The sequence below is a fragment of the Pseudosulfitobacter pseudonitzschiae genome (assembly GCF_002222635.1).
GTDB classification, from domain to species: domain Bacteria; phylum Pseudomonadota; class Alphaproteobacteria; order Rhodobacterales; family Rhodobacteraceae; genus Pseudosulfitobacter; species Pseudosulfitobacter pseudonitzschiae_A.
The window spans coordinates 2,314,909-2,329,675 of record NZ_CP022415.1; the positions used below are offsets into that span (position 1 = coordinate 2,314,909).

Below are 14,767 nucleotides of genomic sequence, written 5' to 3' on the forward strand. Positions count from 1 at the left end.
GAAGAACACTACCTAAGGAAGGTACTGACACCCTATTGGCAAATATTATTCCACGCCGCCTCAATGGCTACGCATCAAGACCGCTACATTCTTTAGATCGACCGCAAGTCGAGAGCCAATTCAAACAGAAACAGAATGGGGGATTAAATTAGGGACGCAAAAAACAGAAATCCCCTAAGCTATTGAACTATAGTCAACAATTTAGGGTTTCTGGCGGAGACGAAGGGATTCGAACCCTCGAGACCCTTCCGGGCCTACTCCCTTAGCAGGGGAGCGCCTTCGACCACTCGGCCACGTCTCCGCCGCTGTGTTTATGGGCTTGGGCTCAGGAAAACAACTGCTTTTTTACCCATTGGCAGAGCTTATTAGAGCTTACCGAATATCAATACAAATCAAAGCGCTATAGAAGTATTTGTCGCACCTCGGCTGCAAGCCGGTGTGCCGTGCAATCTGTATTGTCTCATGTACGTTCGTTGTATTCGCCAGAGCCCTTTGGCAAATTCAATGCCCGTGCTCGCTGATTGGTCTCACACTTTGCTATCGCAGCGTCACCAATTCGGCATCCATAACGCTGTGGTCGTCCGGCATGTGCAGCACGTGGGTAACCTTGTCGCCCAGATCATTTCCGAACGTTGCGCGTATCTTGGAACGGTGCTTGCCTTCGTCACAAGAATGACACCGACCCTTGGCAATCGGCAGCTGTCACCGCGCGCGGCTGGTTCTTGCGGACCGCGTGCCCCCACCGGATGACGACGAAACACCGCTTCGTCCGTCAGGCTGTGCCACTTGTGCGTGCTACAAAAGAAAAGCAGCTTTACGACGCGATGTTACTTAGGTGTTGAACAAAAAGTGCAGCACATCGCCGTCTTTGACGATGTAAGATTTACCTTCGGCGCGCATCTTGCCCGCTTCTTTCGCCGGCTGTTCGCCGCCCAGCGATACAAAATCTTCAAAGGCGATGGTTTCGGCGCGGATGAAGCCTTTTTCGAAATCACCGTGGATCACGCCCGCCGCCTTGGGGGCGGATGTACCCTGACGGATGGTCCAGGCGCGGGCCTCTTTCGGACCGACGGTAAAATAGGTTTCAAGGTGCAAAAGCTCGTAGCCTGCGCGGATCAACCGGTCGAGGCCCGCTTCTTTCAGGCCCATTTCCTCAAGGAACATTTCCGCCTCGTCCAGCTCAAGCTGGCTGATCTCTTCTTCGATCTGCGCCGAGATGATGACGTGCATGTTGCCTTCGGCAGCGGCCATTTCACCAACGCGGGCCGACAATGCGTTGCCTTCGGCGGCCTCTGCCTCGCCCACGTTGCAGACGTACAGCACCGGTTTGGTGGTCAGCAATTGCAGCATTTTCCATGCACGCACATCGTCTTCGTCCACATCCACGACGCGGGCGGGTTTACCCTCTTCCAGAACGGCCAAGGCCGCGCGCATCAGACGTTCCTGCTGCACCGCTTCCTTGTCACCGCCGCGCACCTTGCGCACGATGTTTTGCAGGCGCTTTTCAATGCTTTCGATGTCGGCCAGCATCAGTTCGGTTTCAATGGTTTCGGCATCGGCCACGGGGTCTACGCGACCTTCGACGTGGGTCACGTCACCGTCTTCGAAACAGCGCAGCACGTGGGCGATGGCATCAACTTCGCGGATATTGGCCAGAAACTGATTGCCCAGCCCCTCGCCCTTTGAGGCACCTTTGACCAAGCCGGCGATGTCGACAAAGGTCATCCGCGTGGGAATGATCGATTTCGATTGAGCAATTGCGGCCAGTTTGTCCAGACGTGCATCGGGCACGGCGACCTCGCCTACGTTCGGCTCGATCGTGCAAAACGGAAAATTCGCAGCCTGCGCTGCTGCTGTGCGCGTCAGCGCATTGAACAGGGTCGATTTGCCCACGTTCGGCAGCCCAACGATACCCATCTTGAAACCCATGTTCATTCTCCGAAATCCACAACAGGCTGTCTTCTAGTGGCGGGCAGCGCTGCGTGCAAGGCGGCTCGTCAGTCCTGCCGCCAAATATGCAGAGCCAGCGGAACATCCACCTTCAGCCGCCTGTCGATTTCGGCACTGCCATGGGTTTCGGTCAATGTGGGCTCGGCCCCCAACAGCGACCGGCCGATCCCCGCTTTGGCCGAAGCAGTAGCGGACAGGCCCAGCCAGTCGAGCATTGTGGGAAACACATCGGGCATAAAACCCTGTCTGTCGATCACCCGCGGGGTGTCCGCCCCCAGAAACATCACCAGATTGCGCCGCGGATAATTATCCAGCGTGGGCGACAGGTTGTTGCGGTGGGCCAGATGGTCGCTGGTTAGAACGATCCGCGTGGGGCGCCCTTTGGTCATCTGCTGCACTTTATGTACAAAATCCCGCGTCAGTTGTACGCTACAGCGCACCGCGACTGCGATGTCGGTAGACACCGCAGGCTGCCCGCGGGCCACACATTCGGGCGAGGTAAACGCCTCGGGTCCGTGGGTGTCCATTGTTGCCAGAAACAGCGCATAGGGCTGGTCAGATTGCATGTTCTTCGCAATTTCGGCGGTGCCGATCTCGAATACATCCTGATCTCTCAGCCCCCAGCCTTCGGTCGCATTTTCGCGCGCGGCGATTGAATTGGGTGTCGTCGCACTGTCGCGGTCGATCACATCTTCCAGAGCATGGGTGTTAAAGAAATTGTCGAACCCGTAATACCCCATCGTGTTGCCCACGATTTTGGTCGAGGACACATAGGTCGACCGGTACCCGCGTGCCGACAGAATATCAGTCAGGCACTGCACCTTGGGCACGATCGACTGAACGTCGGCCATCCGCGACAGTGGCCGCGCGCCTTGCGGCAACAGGGCGACACCGCATTGGGTGGCCACTGTGCCGCCAAGACTCCAGCCGGTGCCGAAAGCCTGCTGGACACCTGTGAACACCAGCGCGCTGTCTTCCAATTCCTTCAGCGGGTCAAGCAACCCGCCAAGTTCGGCCACCCCATAGGTTTGTTCAAGCCCCTCAAGGTAGACCACGATAATATCGGGCTTGGGTCCGGCATTTGCGGGGATAATGTCGGGGTCGGCAAACTCAGCGAGCAGACTGGGTGTCTGGCTGAATTCGGCCTGCAACCGGTTCATCGCCAGATCGTGTACCAGCGGATTGCACCACAGGATCAGCCCTGCCGCCGCCACCCACCACAGCGGAAGAAAGGCCAGCGCATGATGCAGCCGGTACAACGAGGCCAATATCACCGCCCAGTAAATTGCGACCGTCAGAATATAGGGAACAACATGCCCAAGCGGCGTGCCATCCATTGAAAACACCAGATGGAACACAAAGGCAGCCATATCCAGTTCACCAAAGATCAACACCACAACGCACAGGGGAAAGATCAGCAAAACCGGCACACCAACAACCGCAAGCCTGCGCAGGAACTGCCGGCGTGCACGTCCGTCAGTAAAACGTGGCGCATGTGTCACTAGCGTGACCACAGCAAAAATCGCCAACAGCCCAAGCGCGTAGTTTATGTCGGATACATTTGCGTCAACAAATGCACGCACAATCAGGAATATTGCCACAAGTGCCGGAAAGGCAATCAGAGGAAAAGACAGCATTGTCCAGAGTGACCAGCGTGATGTTCGAAGATGTGCGTCTTTGGCTGGCGTCACGGGTATTCAGTAAACCTGAAATAAAATGTCAAAAAAATGTCGTAAAAACGTCATTGGTTTGTGTACATACGCTAGCGCGCTGTCAACATTAAGCACTGCAAATCGCACAATCCATCGTCGCGCCCGACGGATCGGGCAATTTGCCGTGCCCCCTGCCCGCGACGCATTGATTTCCTGCGCCAGTTTCGGCATTGCGGTAATGACATACAAAAAGGCCACCCAATGACCCGCATCGACGCAAAATTCGCTGATCTCAAAGCTGCCGGTAAAAAGGCATTCGTTTCTTATGTGATGGCGGGTGACCCCGATTTCGACACCTCGCTTGAGATCGTCAAAGGGTTGCCAGGGGCGGGTGTGGACGTCATCGAACTGGGCCTGCCCTTTACCGATCCGATGGCCGATGGCCCGACCATTCAGCTTGCCGGTCAGCGCAGCCTTGAGGGTGGCATGACCCTGCAACGCACGCTGGATCTGGCACGCGCCTTTCGTGAAACCGACGACACCACGCCAATTGTGCTGATGGGATATTACAACCCGATCTATTCGCGCGGCGTCGATAAATTTCTGGTGGACGCCAAAGAGGCGGGCATCGACGGTCTGATCGTCGTCGACCTGCCCCCCGAAGAAGACAGCGAACTGTGCATTCCGGCGCAGGCCGCTGGCCTGAACTTTATCCGTCTGGCCACACCAACCACAGACGACAAACGCCTGCCCCGCGTGCTGCAAAACACCTCGGGCTTTGTTTATTATGTGTCAATTACCGGCATCACCGGCTCGGCCGAAGCCGAAGCAACCGACGTCGGCCCCGAAGTTGCGCGGATCAAATCGCAGACCGATCTGCCGATTATCGTGGGCTTTGGCATCAACACCCCCGAGAAAAGCCGCGCGATTGCCTCTGTGGCCGACGGTGCAGTTGTGGGGTCTGCCATCGTTGCCAGAATTGCGGCGGGTGACAGCGTTGCGAACATTCTGGCCTTTGTGAAAACTCTGGCCGACGGCGCGCACAGCGCGTGAAATGTAACGAGGTTTGATGCGGGATTGATCCAACGCGCGGTTATCGGTAAGAAAACTTGACCAATACCCGCGCTTTGGAGCTTGCAACATGCCAGTCATCACCGAAATCGCCGATCTCAAACGCATTTACGAGCGTCGCGTGCCGCGCATGTTCTATGATTATTGCGAAAGCGGGTCGTGGACCGAGCAAACCTTTCGCGACAACTCTTCCGACTTTGATGACATCCGCCTGCGCCAGCGCGTCGCGGTGGATATGTCGGGGCGCAGCACCAAGGGCCAGATGATCGGGCAGGATGTGGCGATGCCTGTGGCTCTTGCCCCCGTTGGCCTGACCGGCATGCAGCACGCCGACGGCGAGATAAAAGCGGCACGCGCGGCAGAGGCCTTTGGGGTGCCTTTTACCCTGTCCACCATGTCGATCAATTCGATCGAGGATGTGGCCGAGGCAACGACCGCCCCTTTCTGGTTCCAACTTTATACCATGCGCGACGCGGACTATGTCAGCCGTCTGATCCAGCGCGCCAAAGATGCAAAATGTTCGGCGCTGGTCATCACACTGGACCTGCAAATTCTGGGACAACGGCACAAAGACCTGAAAAACGGCCTGTCCGCCCCACCCAAACTGACGCCCAAAACGATTGCCAATCTGGCAACCAAATGGGCGTGGGGTATCGAGATGCTGCGCGCCAAACGGCGTGAATTCGGCAATATCGTGGGCCATGTCAAAGGCATCAGCGATGCCTCCAGCCTTGGGTCGTGGACGGCGGAACAGTTCGATCCGTCACTGGACTGGAGCAAGGTTGCCAAGCTAAAAGAAGAATGGGGCGGCAAGGTGATCCTGAAAGGGATCCTTGACGCCGAGGATGCCAAGATGGCGCTCAAGGTCGGGGCCGACGCGATTGTGGTTAGCAACCACGGCGGGCGGCAGTTGGACGGTGCACTGTCGTCGATCCGCGCGCTGCCTTCCATTCTGGATGCGGTGGGCGATCAGGTCGAGGTACACCTCGACAGCGGCATCCGGTCGGGTCAGGATGTCCTGAAAGCGCTGGCGATGGGGGCCACTGGCACGTTTATCGGGCGAGCGTTCGTCTATGGTCTGGGCGCGATGGGCCAACAGGGTGTCACCCGCGCGTTAGAGGTGATCCACCGCGAGTTGGACCTGACGATGGCACTGTGTGGCGAGACCAATGTTGCAAATCTGGGACGTCACAACCTGCTGATCCCGCAGGACTTCGAAGGCCGCTGGCAAGACGGTCACTGACAGGGTAAGGCTGGGATCATGTTGGTTTTTTCCAAACAGAACCTTGCCTTTCTTGCCGTTCCCAAAACCGGCACAACCGCCTTCGAAATGGCGTTGCGCCCGCGTGCCGATATCATTCTGACGAAACGGCGCAAACATCTGACCGCAACGCGGTTTCACAACAAGGTGGCGCCGTTTCTGGCCGATACCTTTGATCTGACGGTGGAAACGATGGCAGTGATGCGCGACCCCGTCGAACAAATCCGCAGTTGGTATCGCTATCGCAGCGGGCCACGGCAAAAGGGCACACAGGCCAGCACCAACGGATGCAGTTTTGACGACTTTGTGCAGGCCGTGATTTCCGACGACCCGCCGCCCTTTGCGGGCATTGGCAGCCAGTTCAACTTTGTAACATCGGGCAAGGGAAAGGTGCTGGTGACGCATCTGTTTGCCTATGAAAACCAACCGGTCTTTCATACCTTTCTGGCGCAGGCCTTTGGCGAAGAGATCGTGTTGAAACAAAAGAATGTCTCGCCCCCTGCCAATGCACCGCTCTCGGCGCCGGTCGAGGCCAAACTGCGCAAGGCGCGCGCCGAGGAATTCGCGCTGTATGACCGGATCACCGCGGCGGGCGGTCATCTGGTCACGCCCGTCGGCTGACCTGCGCCGCGATCACGGGGACCAGTACCGCTGCGGCCAGAACCAGCAGTGCCCCGATCATATAGAATGACACGCGCAAGCCCCAACCTTCGCTGACCAGTCCCATCAGTGGCGGACCCAGAAAAAACGCGCCATAGCCCAGCACCGAAACGCGGCTGATTGCGGTCAGACGGGCAGCGGGTTCGACGACGCGACCAGCCAGCGCGATAACCATCGGCACAACCACGGATATACCCAACCCACCCAACGCAAAGCCAAAGTAGGCCATCATCAGGCTGGAAGCGGCCCCCGCCAGAACGATCCCGAAGGCGGACAGCAAACAGGCACACACCAACAAGATCATCTCTGGCAGAAACCGTGCCAGCGCATGACCGCCCAGCCGTCCGATGCCCATCGTCAATCCCAATATCGCAGGCCCCAGCGCGCCCTGGGCCGGGCCACCGCCCAACGTGCGCTCCAGATGCAGAGCGGACCACCCTTCGGTTCCCGCCTCGGCCAGAAATCCGGTCAGCACCAGCAGCCCCATCAGCCAGACCAGCATATGCGGGAAAGCCGCAGGCGCTTCGTCCATGTCCGGGATGGGTGGTGCGGTATCATTGCCCAACATCACCAGACACAGCAGTGCAATCAGCACGAACATCACCAAAAACACCTCGACCGGCGACCAGCCCGCCTCGCGCGCCCAGCCGACGATTAGAGCCGTGCCCGCATAGGTAAACGAATATATACCGTGATTGAGGTTCATCAGCTGCCTGCCATGCCGCGCCTCTTTTTCGGACAGACGCGCATTGACCAGCACATCGACCACACCGGAGCCGACCGAACTTAGCATCAGCGCCAGCATCAACCCCAGCAAACCGCCCGCAGCCCCTGCGCACAAAAATCCCACCGCCACAGCGCCCGCGCCGATGGGCAAGGCCCAGCTTCCGGCCAGTCGGTCGGCCAGTGGTGCCAGCCACATCGCAGCAACCGCGCCCAACGCGGCCAGCAATACAACGCTGCCATAAGCCCCGTCAGACGCGCCAACCCCTGCCTTGATCACCGGCATCTGCGCGAAATAGGCGGCCCACCCGATGCCGATTACCACAAACCCGGCAAGCGGCTTGCGGCTGATCCAAAGGTCGTTGAAAATGCTCATGGCTGGTGCGGTGCCACGACCCGCAGACCAGCACAAGAGGGGGCAAAGCAAAGCTGTGTAAAAACCCTCTTTTCACGGCACCCGATCCGGTCTATACGCGCGACTTCACGCGGGGTGGCAGCCTTGGAGGCACCCTGCCCTTATTTATTGGAGAATTACTATGGCTGGAGAGATTCCTGATCTCGAAGCTCTGGAACGGACGGGGACAGGCAAGGGCGCCGCTCGTCAGGCACGTCGTGCCGGCATGGTTCCGGGCATTGTTTTTGGTGGCGACGTTGACCCGCTTCCGATCAACATCCCGTTCAACAAACTGCTGAAAATGCTGAAAGCGGGCCGCTTCAAGGCAACGCTGTTCAACATGAAAGTCGAAGGTCATGACGACGTGCGCGTCATCTGCCGCGATGTTCAACGCCACGTGGTCAAAGACCTGCCGACACACGTCGATTTCATGCGTCTGCGTCGCACCACACAAATCAACCTGTTCATTCCGGTTGAAGTGGTTGGCGAAGAAACATCGCCCGGCCTGAAACACGGCGGCGTTCTGTCGATGATCCGTCCCGAGGTCGAACTGGTTGTGACTGCGGGCGATATTCCCGATCACATCACGATCGACGTGTCGGAACTGGAAATCGGCGACAGCCTGACCATTTCTTCGGTGAAATTGCCCGAAGGGGCAAAGCCCACAATCGACCGTGATTTTGTCATCGCACAAATCGCCGCACCTTCAGGTCTGGCATCACAGTCGGACGACGACGAAGATGAAGTTGCAGCAGACGAAGTGCCTGCCACCGAAATGGACGCGGGCGCCGACGAATAAGTCGAGCGATCGCAGTCATTTGAAACGGGGTCCTTCGGGGCCCCGTTTTGCTTTTGCGGTTTGGCATCGGAGCTCACTTCGCTTTAAGCTAGGGTAACCTGACCAGAGATACCCATGACCCGCACCGTTACCCTGCACGGCTATCGCTACAGCGTTTACACCCGCATGGCCCATCTGGCGCTGCGGGCCAAAAAGGTGGTGTTTGACTGGGTCGAAGTGAACCCCTTTTTGTCCGAAGGGACGCCCCCTCACCCCTTTGGCCGCGTTCCGGTGCTGGACGACGATGGCTTTCGCCTGTTTGAAACCGGTGCCATCACCCGCCACATCGACCGCGCCTTTGACGGACCGGCGCTAAGCCCATTGGCTGTACAACCCGCCGCACGGATGGACCAGTGCATCGCGGTGATCGACAACTATGCCTATTGGCCGCTGATCCGTCAGGTCTTTGCCCACGCTGTGTTCCGCCCGCTTGAAGGCGAGACAGCGGACGCGCAACAAATCGCCAAAGGGCTGGCGGCCGCTGGCCCGGTGCTGAACGTTCTGGACCAGTTCGCGCAAGAGGGGCACATTCTGGATGGCAAAACCCTGACGCTGGCCGATTGCCACCTGATCCCGATCATCGACTATTTCACCCGCGCACCGCAGGGGCAGACGGCGGTGGCCTCCTGTCCGGCGCTGGAGCGTTGGTGGGGCCGGATGCAACACACACCACTGGTGCAGACCACCGACCCGCAGTTGCCGGGCAGACCCTGACTGGACCCGCCGCCGCTCTGCGCATATGCTGCGCCGCAACATCCAAAGGAGCCGTTGATGAAACTGATCGTCGGTCTGGGCAATCCGGGCGCAAAATACGCAGGTCACCGCCACAACATCGGGTTCATGTGTCTGGACCGGATCGCCAAGGATCACGGATTTGGCCCGTGGAAATCCAAGTTTCAGGGACAGGTGATCGAAGGCCGCTTTGGCAGCGACCGCGTTGTGCTGCTCAAGCCCGAAACATTTATGAACAACTCGGGCCAATCGGTGATTGCCGCTGCGCAATTTTACAAAATCGATCCTGCCGATGTGATTGTGCTGCACGACGAGATCGACCTCGCCCCCGGCAAGGTACGTTTCAAACAAGGCGGCGGACATGCAGGCCACAACGGTCTGCGTTCGATCCATGCGCATCTTGGCGATGAATATGGCCGCGTGCGTCTGGGTGTCGGCCATCCCGGTCACAAAGACCGCGTGCCGGGATATGTGCTGCATGATTTTGCCAAGGCCGATCAGGTCTGGCTGGACGACGTACTGCGCGGCGTGTCGGACGGAGCCGCAGATCTGGCGCAGGGCGATGCGGCGAAGTTCATGAATGCAGTGGCACTGCGCGTCTCGCCACCGCGCTCGGGCACCGGCGAAAAGGGACCAAAGGGCAAACCCGCCCCCGAACCCAAACCTGCCCCACAACCCGCACCAGAGCAGGAAGCACCCCGCTCGGCCCTGCAAAAACTGATCGAACGCTTCAAATGAGCCTGACCGAAGCGTTTCGCAATCAGGCGCAATCCTGCGCGCGGCTCGACTCGCCCTTCATGCAGCGGCTGCTGACGATTCTGGCGGTGGAATGTCTCAACGACGGTGCCTTGTGGCGCAAGCTGGCAGGTTTCACCGGCGACATCGGACCCTCGGGTCACTCCCTGCCGTTGCGCGTTTGTGGTGGTCTGCACGCGCTGGTCCTGTCGGGGCGCAGCCCGCAACTGGCCGCAAGCTATCCACCCAATACCACAGATGATACCACCCTGCGCGATGCCGTGCGCGCCGCACTGACCGGCCACGAACAATTCCTGCTGGACTGGACCGACAGCCCACCCCAAACCAACGAAGTCCGCCGCGCGGCTGCGCTGATTGCGGGCGCTCGTGTGGCTTGCCTGCACTTTGACCTTCCGGTGATGCTCAGCGAGCTGGGCGCGTCGGGCGGGCTGAACCTGATGTGGGATCACTTTGCGCTTGATGTGGGCGGTTGCACCTTTGGCCCCGCAAAACCTGCCCTGACACTTGCCCCCGACTGGACCGGCCCGCTGCCGCCTGCCACAACACCGCAGATCGCCAGCCGCGCGGGCGTGGATCTGAACCCGCTTAACCCGCGCGAGGCAGACGACCTTTTGCGTCTGACTGCCTATCTGTGGGCAGATCAACCCGCGCGTCTCGCCCGCACGCGCGCTGCTGCCGCCGTCTTTGCCGCGCAAATCACACGCGGCGATGCCATCGACTGGCTTGAACACCGGCTGGACACCCAGCCCGACGGCCAGATGCACCTGATCCAGCACACCGTTGCATGGCAGTATTTTCCTGCCCCCGCACAGGCCCGCGGCACCGCCCTGATCGAAGCCGCGGGCAAACGGGCCACTGCGACGCGCCCGCTGGCGTGGTTGGCGATGGAAACCGATGGTGACGTCACCGGCGCAGTAGGAGCCGCCCTGACCTTGCGCTTGTGGCCCGGCGATCTGCACTTGCCCCTTGGCCGTGCCGACTTTCACGGGCGCTGGATCAACTGGACCGGCCCCACATAGGGTTTGCCCCTCCTTGCACCGCGTGGTTGACTGCACAGCAACACCAAGGGGAAATTCATGCGCACATTACTGAAATGGGCACTTCGCATCCTGCTGATGGCCGTGCTGGCCGCAGTTGTCATAGGCTTTTGGAAACGCGAGGAAATCACCCGTCTTCTGGCGGTGAACAGCCTGTTTGCCGAAGAAAAGATCGTTAACAACTTCAGCCACATGAACGACGCCTTCCTGTCGCGTGAAATCCCGCGCGGGGACGGGCCAATTTCGCCCCTGCCCTATGGTCCACCCATGGCCCTGCCCGCAGGTACCGACGCGTGGATCAAAGACCGCGCGCTGACCTCACTTGTGGTTCTCAAGAATGGCCAGATCGTCTATGAAGACTACTATCTCGGCACCACAGAAGACGATTTACGCATCAGCTGGTCCGTCGCCAAAAGCTTTCTGTCGGCACTTATGGGCGTCCTCGTCCAAGAAGGGGCCATCGCGTCGCTAGACAATCCGGTCACCGATTACGTGGCGCAACTGAAAGGCGGCGCCTATGACGGGGCCACCATCCTCGACGTGCTGCAGATGTCGTCGGGAGTGACCTTTGACGAGGATTATCTGGACTACGACAGCGACATCAACCGCATGGGTCGCGTGCTGGCACTCGGCGGCAAGATGGACGACTTTGCTGCAAGCCTGACGGAAACCTTTTCCGCCCCCGGCGCACAAATGAAATATACGTCGATCGACACCCATGTGCTGGGCATGGTGATCCGCAGAGCTACGGGCCGCGATATTGCATCGTTGATGTCGGAAAAGATCATCGCGCCGCTGGGCTTCGAAGCGACCCCCTACTACCTGACAGATGGTGTCGGTGCCGCCTTTGTATTGGGTGGGCTGAACCTGCGCACCCGCGACTATGCCCGCTTTGGCCAGATGATCGCGCAGGACGGCCAGTCGCAGGACCAGCAGATCGTGCCCGCAGACTGGATCGACACCGCGATCCGTCCCTCGGCCAAAACCGCGGCGGGCAAGATCGGCTATGGCTACCAATGGTGGGTTCCCGTGGGCGCCACTCCGGGACAGGAGGTGACGGGCTTGGGCATCTACGGTCAGTATCTTTATATCAACAAGGCCGCCGGTGTGGTCATCGTTGTCACCGCCGCAGACCGCCAGTTCAACGAAGATGGCATGATCACGTCCAACATCGACATGCTGCGCATCATCACAAAGGCAACGGAGACAACAGATGGAACCTGATGACCCGATCAACGTGCTGGGGCAGCCCCTTGCTTCGTGCAGCACCACCCCCATGACCGGCTTTTTCCGCGACGGCCATTGCAACACCTGCACCGCCGATCAGGGCAGCCATACAGTATGCGCGGTGATGACCGCCGAATTCCTCGCCTATTCCAAATACGTCGGCAACGATTTAAGCACACCGCGCCCCGAGTTCGGATTTGACGGCCTGCATCCCGGCGACAGTTGGTGCCTGTGCGCCGCGCGGTTCCTGCAAGCCCACGACGAAGGCTGCGCTCCCAAGGTCGCGCTTGCCTCGACCCACATACGCGCCCTCGACATCGTGCCGCTGGACGTCCTAAAGGCCCACGCTGGTTAAACCAACCGCCGGCCTCTTCTTCATCTTGCAAAATAAACTCGAGGGGAGGCCGCAGGCCGGGGGCAGAGCCCCCAACCCGCTGGTCCGTCAGCCAAAGTTCCCCATCTCGAAGCCAAGCGCCTTGGCCACGGTAAAGATGTCCTTGTCGCCACGCCCGCACATGTTCATGCAGATGATGTGATCCTTGGGCAGGGTCGGTGCCAGTTTCATCACGTGGGCCAGCGCGTGGCTGGGCTCCAGTGCCGGAATGATGCCTTCCAGCGTGCAGCACAGCTGGAACGCTTCCAGCGCCTCGACATCGGTGATGCTGACATATTTCGCGCGCCCGATCTCGTGCAGCCATGCATGTTCAGGGCCGATGCCGGGGTAATCCAGACCTGCCGAGATCGAGAACCCTTCTAGGATCTGGCCATCGTCGTCCTGCAACAGGTAGGTGCGGTTGCCGTGCAGCACGCCGGGGCGACCGCCGGTCAGCGAAGCGCAGTGCTCCATCTTGGCGTTCACACCCTTGCCACCGGCCTCGACCCCGATGATGTTCACCTCTTTGTCGTCGAGGAACGGATAGAACAGCCCCATCGCATTCGATCCGCCACCGATGGCAGCGATCAGCGTGTCGGGCAAGCGGCCTTCGGCGGCGTCCATCTGTTCGCGGACTTCCTTGCCGATGATGGCCTGAAAATCACGCACCATCGCGGGATAGGGATGCGGGCCCGCCACGGTGCCGATGCAATAGAACGTGTCGCGCACGTTGGTCACCCAGTCGCGCAGCGCGTCGTTCATCGCGTCTTTCAGCGTGCCTCTACCGCTCGTCACCGGCACCACTTCGGCACCCAGCAGACGCATGCGGAACACGTTGGGCGCCTGCCGCTCGACGTCATGCGCGCCCATATAGACCACACATTTCAGCCCGAACTTGGCGCAGACCGTCGCCGTGGCCACTCCGTGCTGGCCCGCGCCGGTTTCCGCGATGATCCGCGTTTTGCCCATACGGCGCGCCAGAATGATCTGCCCCAGCACGTTGTTGATCTTGTGCGCGCCGGTGTGGTTCAGCTCGTCGCGCTTCATATAGACCTTGGCACCGCCCAAGTGATCGGTCAAACGCTCGGCAAAATACAGCGGCGACGGGCGCCCCACATAATGCGTCCACAGATCGTTCATCTCGGCCCAGAACTCGTCGTCGGTCTTGGCCTTTTCGTATTCTTCCTCAAGGCTCAGGATCAGCGGCATCAACGTCTCGGAGACAAAGCGCCCGCCGAAGTCGCCAAAGCGGCCCTGTTCGTCGGGACCGGTCATGAAGGAATTGAAGAGATCGTTCGCCATCGGGCTGCTCCTGTCTGATGTTGCCTTGGACCTAGCTTTCAGGGCCCTGCGTGTAAAGGACTAGCCGTTTTTGTCGCGGCAGATGCGGATGTACAGCCAATGCCTGCGACATCACTGCACTGCATCACAGCCTAGCGCCGCACCCCAGCGCCCGCAGCCGCACGGCAAAAGGTCGCGATCTTGTGCGCGTCCTTGATGCCCGGCGCGGATTCGACACCCGACGATACATCGACCTGACGCGCACCCGTCACACGGATCGCTTCGGCCACATTGTCGGGGGTTAGACCACCCGCCAGCATCCACGGCACCGGCCAGCGGCGGCCCGCGATCAGACGCCAGTCAAATGACAGCCCGTTGCCGCCCGGCAGCTCGGCGGTGCGCGGCGGCTTGGCATCGACCAGAATTTGATCTGCAACGGTCAGATAGCTGTCCAGCACCACCAGATCGGCAGCATCGGCCACGCCCACAGCTTTCATCACCGGCAGACCATAACGCGCCTTGACCTCGGTCACCCGCGCGGGACTTTCCGAGCCATGCAATTGCAACATATCCAGCGGCACCTTTGCCACCAACGCATCCAGAAACGCATCGTCCGCGTTCACGGTCAGCGCCACCTTGGCCAGCCCCACGGGGGCATCCACCGCCAAAGCGGCAGCAGCGTCGAACGAGATGTTTCGCGGTGATTTCGCAAAAAACACAAAACCGCAATAGACCGCGCCCGCCGCCGCAGTTGCGGCAACGTCGGCTGGTGTCGCCAGCCCGCAGATTTTTACAGCAATGTCAGGTGACAT

At 59.7% G+C, this 14,767-nt stretch carries 14 protein-coding genes and 1 tRNA gene; 9 read left to right on the top strand and 6 right to left on the bottom strand.

The features are described from left to right. Positions 1-211: 211 nt before the first annotated feature. The 3 genes from SULPSESMR1_RS11210 to SULPSESMR1_RS11220 all read right to left on the bottom strand — a co-directional run bounded on the left by SULPSESMR1_RS11210 (position 212) and on the right by SULPSESMR1_RS11220 (position 3,587). Positions 212-301 (bottom strand) — tRNA-Ser (locus SULPSESMR1_RS11210). A gap of 530 nt (positions 302-831) precedes the next feature. Further along, positions 832-1,929, bottom strand: coding sequence for a redox-regulated ATPase YchF (gene ychF, locus SULPSESMR1_RS11215; protein WP_089420898.1), 1,098 nt, complete (start codon positions 1,927-1,929; stop codon positions 832-834). 68 nt (positions 1,930-1,997) lie between these two features. Continuing rightward, a complete protein-coding gene (locus tag SULPSESMR1_RS11220; protein ID WP_089420899.1) occupies positions 1,998-3,587 on the bottom strand; it encodes a sulfatase-like hydrolase/transferase in 1,590 nt (529 codons plus the stop codon). A gap of 276 nt (positions 3,588-3,863) precedes the next feature. On the opposite strand from SULPSESMR1_RS11220, the gene trpA reads away from it, so the two are divergent. The 3 genes from trpA to SULPSESMR1_RS11235 all read left to right on the top strand — a co-directional run bounded on the left by trpA (position 3,864) and on the right by SULPSESMR1_RS11235 (position 6,555). Beyond that, entirely contained in the window at positions 3,864-4,655 is a 792-nt protein-coding gene (trpA, locus tag SULPSESMR1_RS11225; RefSeq protein WP_089420900.1) for a tryptophan synthase subunit alpha, read from the top strand. An 88-nt stretch (positions 4,656-4,743) separates the two neighbouring features. Next, positions 4,744-5,916, top strand: coding sequence for an alpha-hydroxy acid oxidase (locus SULPSESMR1_RS11230; protein ID WP_089420901.1), 1,173 nt, complete (start codon positions 4,744-4,746; stop codon positions 5,914-5,916). A gap of 18 nt (positions 5,917-5,934) precedes the next feature. Beyond that, on the top strand, positions 5,935-6,555 hold the full coding sequence (locus SULPSESMR1_RS11235; RefSeq protein WP_089420902.1) for a sulfotransferase family 2 domain-containing protein: 621 nt from the start codon (positions 5,935-5,937) through the stop codon (positions 6,553-6,555). Here the strand turns inward: SULPSESMR1_RS11235 and SULPSESMR1_RS11240 are convergent. After that, positions 6,539-7,693 (bottom strand): MFS transporter, encoded by a 1,155-nt coding sequence (locus SULPSESMR1_RS11240; protein ID WP_089420903.1) that lies wholly within the window; start codon positions 7,691-7,693, stop codon positions 6,539-6,541. The two genes, SULPSESMR1_RS11235 and SULPSESMR1_RS11240, sit on opposite strands and share 17 nt — an antisense overlap. Before the next feature lie 160 nt (positions 7,694-7,853). On the opposite strand from SULPSESMR1_RS11240, the gene SULPSESMR1_RS11245 reads away from it, so the two are divergent. The 6 genes from SULPSESMR1_RS11245 to SULPSESMR1_RS11270 all read left to right on the top strand — a co-directional run bounded on the left by SULPSESMR1_RS11245 (position 7,854) and on the right by SULPSESMR1_RS11270 (position 12,656). Beyond that, complete coding sequence (locus SULPSESMR1_RS11245; RefSeq protein WP_089420904.1) at positions 7,854-8,510, top strand: 50S ribosomal protein L25/general stress protein Ctc; 657 nt, start codon at positions 7,854-7,856, stop codon at positions 8,508-8,510. A gap of 114 nt (positions 8,511-8,624) precedes the next feature. Further along, positions 8,625-9,263 carry a glutathione S-transferase family protein gene (locus SULPSESMR1_RS11250; protein WP_089420905.1) on the top strand — a complete coding sequence of 213 codons (639 nt, stop codon included), beginning with the start codon at positions 8,625-8,627 and terminating at the stop codon, positions 9,261-9,263. A gap of 57 nt (positions 9,264-9,320) precedes the next feature. Then, a complete protein-coding gene (gene pth, locus SULPSESMR1_RS11255; protein WP_089420906.1) occupies positions 9,321-10,019 on the top strand; it encodes an aminoacyl-tRNA hydrolase in 699 nt (232 codons plus the stop codon). Then, entirely contained in the window at positions 10,016-11,056 is a 1,041-nt protein-coding gene (locus SULPSESMR1_RS11260; protein ID WP_089420907.1) for a DUF2332 domain-containing protein, read from the top strand. Before pth ends, SULPSESMR1_RS11260 begins: the two co-directional genes overlap by 4 nt. A gap of 57 nt (positions 11,057-11,113) precedes the next feature. Next, on the top strand, positions 11,114-12,298 hold the full coding sequence (locus SULPSESMR1_RS11265) for a serine hydrolase domain-containing protein (protein WP_089420908.1): 1,185 nt from the start codon (positions 11,114-11,116) through the stop codon (positions 12,296-12,298). Then, a complete protein-coding gene (locus SULPSESMR1_RS11270; protein WP_089420909.1) occupies positions 12,288-12,656 on the top strand; it encodes a DUF2237 family protein in 369 nt (122 codons plus the stop codon). Before SULPSESMR1_RS11265 ends, SULPSESMR1_RS11270 begins: the two co-directional genes overlap by 11 nt. Before the next feature lie 87 nt (positions 12,657-12,743). Here SULPSESMR1_RS11270 and trpB read toward each other — a convergent pair whose 3' ends face one another. Next, positions 12,744-13,976: a tryptophan synthase subunit beta gene (gene trpB / locus SULPSESMR1_RS11275; RefSeq protein ID WP_089420910.1), complete on the bottom strand. Its 1,233-nt coding sequence runs from the start codon at positions 13,974-13,976 to the stop codon at positions 12,744-12,746. Between the two features lie 131 nt (positions 13,977-14,107). Next, positions 14,108-14,767, bottom strand: a complete 660-nt coding sequence (locus SULPSESMR1_RS11280) for a phosphoribosylanthranilate isomerase (RefSeq protein WP_089420911.1) — start codon at positions 14,765-14,767, stop codon at positions 14,108-14,110.

Excerpts from the sequence above, each read along its gene's own strand:
- ychF (WP_089420898.1), bottom strand. The coding sequence starts at position 1,929 with ATGGGTTTCAAGATGGGTATCGTTGGGCTGCCGAACGTGGGCAAATCG.
- SULPSESMR1_RS11220 (WP_089420899.1), bottom strand. The coding sequence starts at position 3,587 with ATGCTGTCTTTTCCTCTGATTGCCTTTCCGGCACTTGTGGCAATATTC.
- trpA (WP_089420900.1), top strand. The coding sequence starts at position 3,864 with ATGACCCGCATCGACGCAAAATTCGCTGATCTCAAAGCTGCCGGTAAA.
- SULPSESMR1_RS11230 (WP_089420901.1), top strand. The coding sequence starts at position 4,744 with ATGCCAGTCATCACCGAAATCGCCGATCTCAAACGCATTTACGAGCGT.
- SULPSESMR1_RS11235 (WP_089420902.1), top strand. The coding sequence starts at position 5,935 with ATGTTGGTTTTTTCCAAACAGAACCTTGCCTTTCTTGCCGTTCCCAAA.
- SULPSESMR1_RS11240 (WP_089420903.1), bottom strand. The coding sequence starts at position 7,693 with ATGAGCATTTTCAACGACCTTTGGATCAGCCGCAAGCCGCTTGCCGGG.
- SULPSESMR1_RS11245 (WP_089420904.1), top strand. The coding sequence starts at position 7,854 with ATGGCTGGAGAGATTCCTGATCTCGAAGCTCTGGAACGGACGGGGACA.
- SULPSESMR1_RS11250 (WP_089420905.1), top strand. The coding sequence starts at position 8,625 with ATGACCCGCACCGTTACCCTGCACGGCTATCGCTACAGCGTTTACACC.
- pth (WP_089420906.1), top strand. The coding sequence starts at position 9,321 with ATGAAACTGATCGTCGGTCTGGGCAATCCGGGCGCAAAATACGCAGGT.
- SULPSESMR1_RS11260 (WP_089420907.1), top strand. The coding sequence starts at position 10,016 with ATGAGCCTGACCGAAGCGTTTCGCAATCAGGCGCAATCCTGCGCGCGG.
- SULPSESMR1_RS11265 (WP_089420908.1), top strand. The coding sequence starts at position 11,114 with ATGCGCACATTACTGAAATGGGCACTTCGCATCCTGCTGATGGCCGTG.
- SULPSESMR1_RS11270 (WP_089420909.1), top strand. The coding sequence starts at position 12,288 with ATGGAACCTGATGACCCGATCAACGTGCTGGGGCAGCCCCTTGCTTCG.
- trpB (WP_089420910.1), bottom strand. The coding sequence starts at position 13,976 with ATGGCGAACGATCTCTTCAATTCCTTCATGACCGGTCCCGACGAACAG.
- SULPSESMR1_RS11280 (WP_089420911.1), bottom strand. The coding sequence starts at position 14,767 with ATGTCACCTGACATTGCTGTAAAAATCTGCGGGCTGGCGACACCAGCC.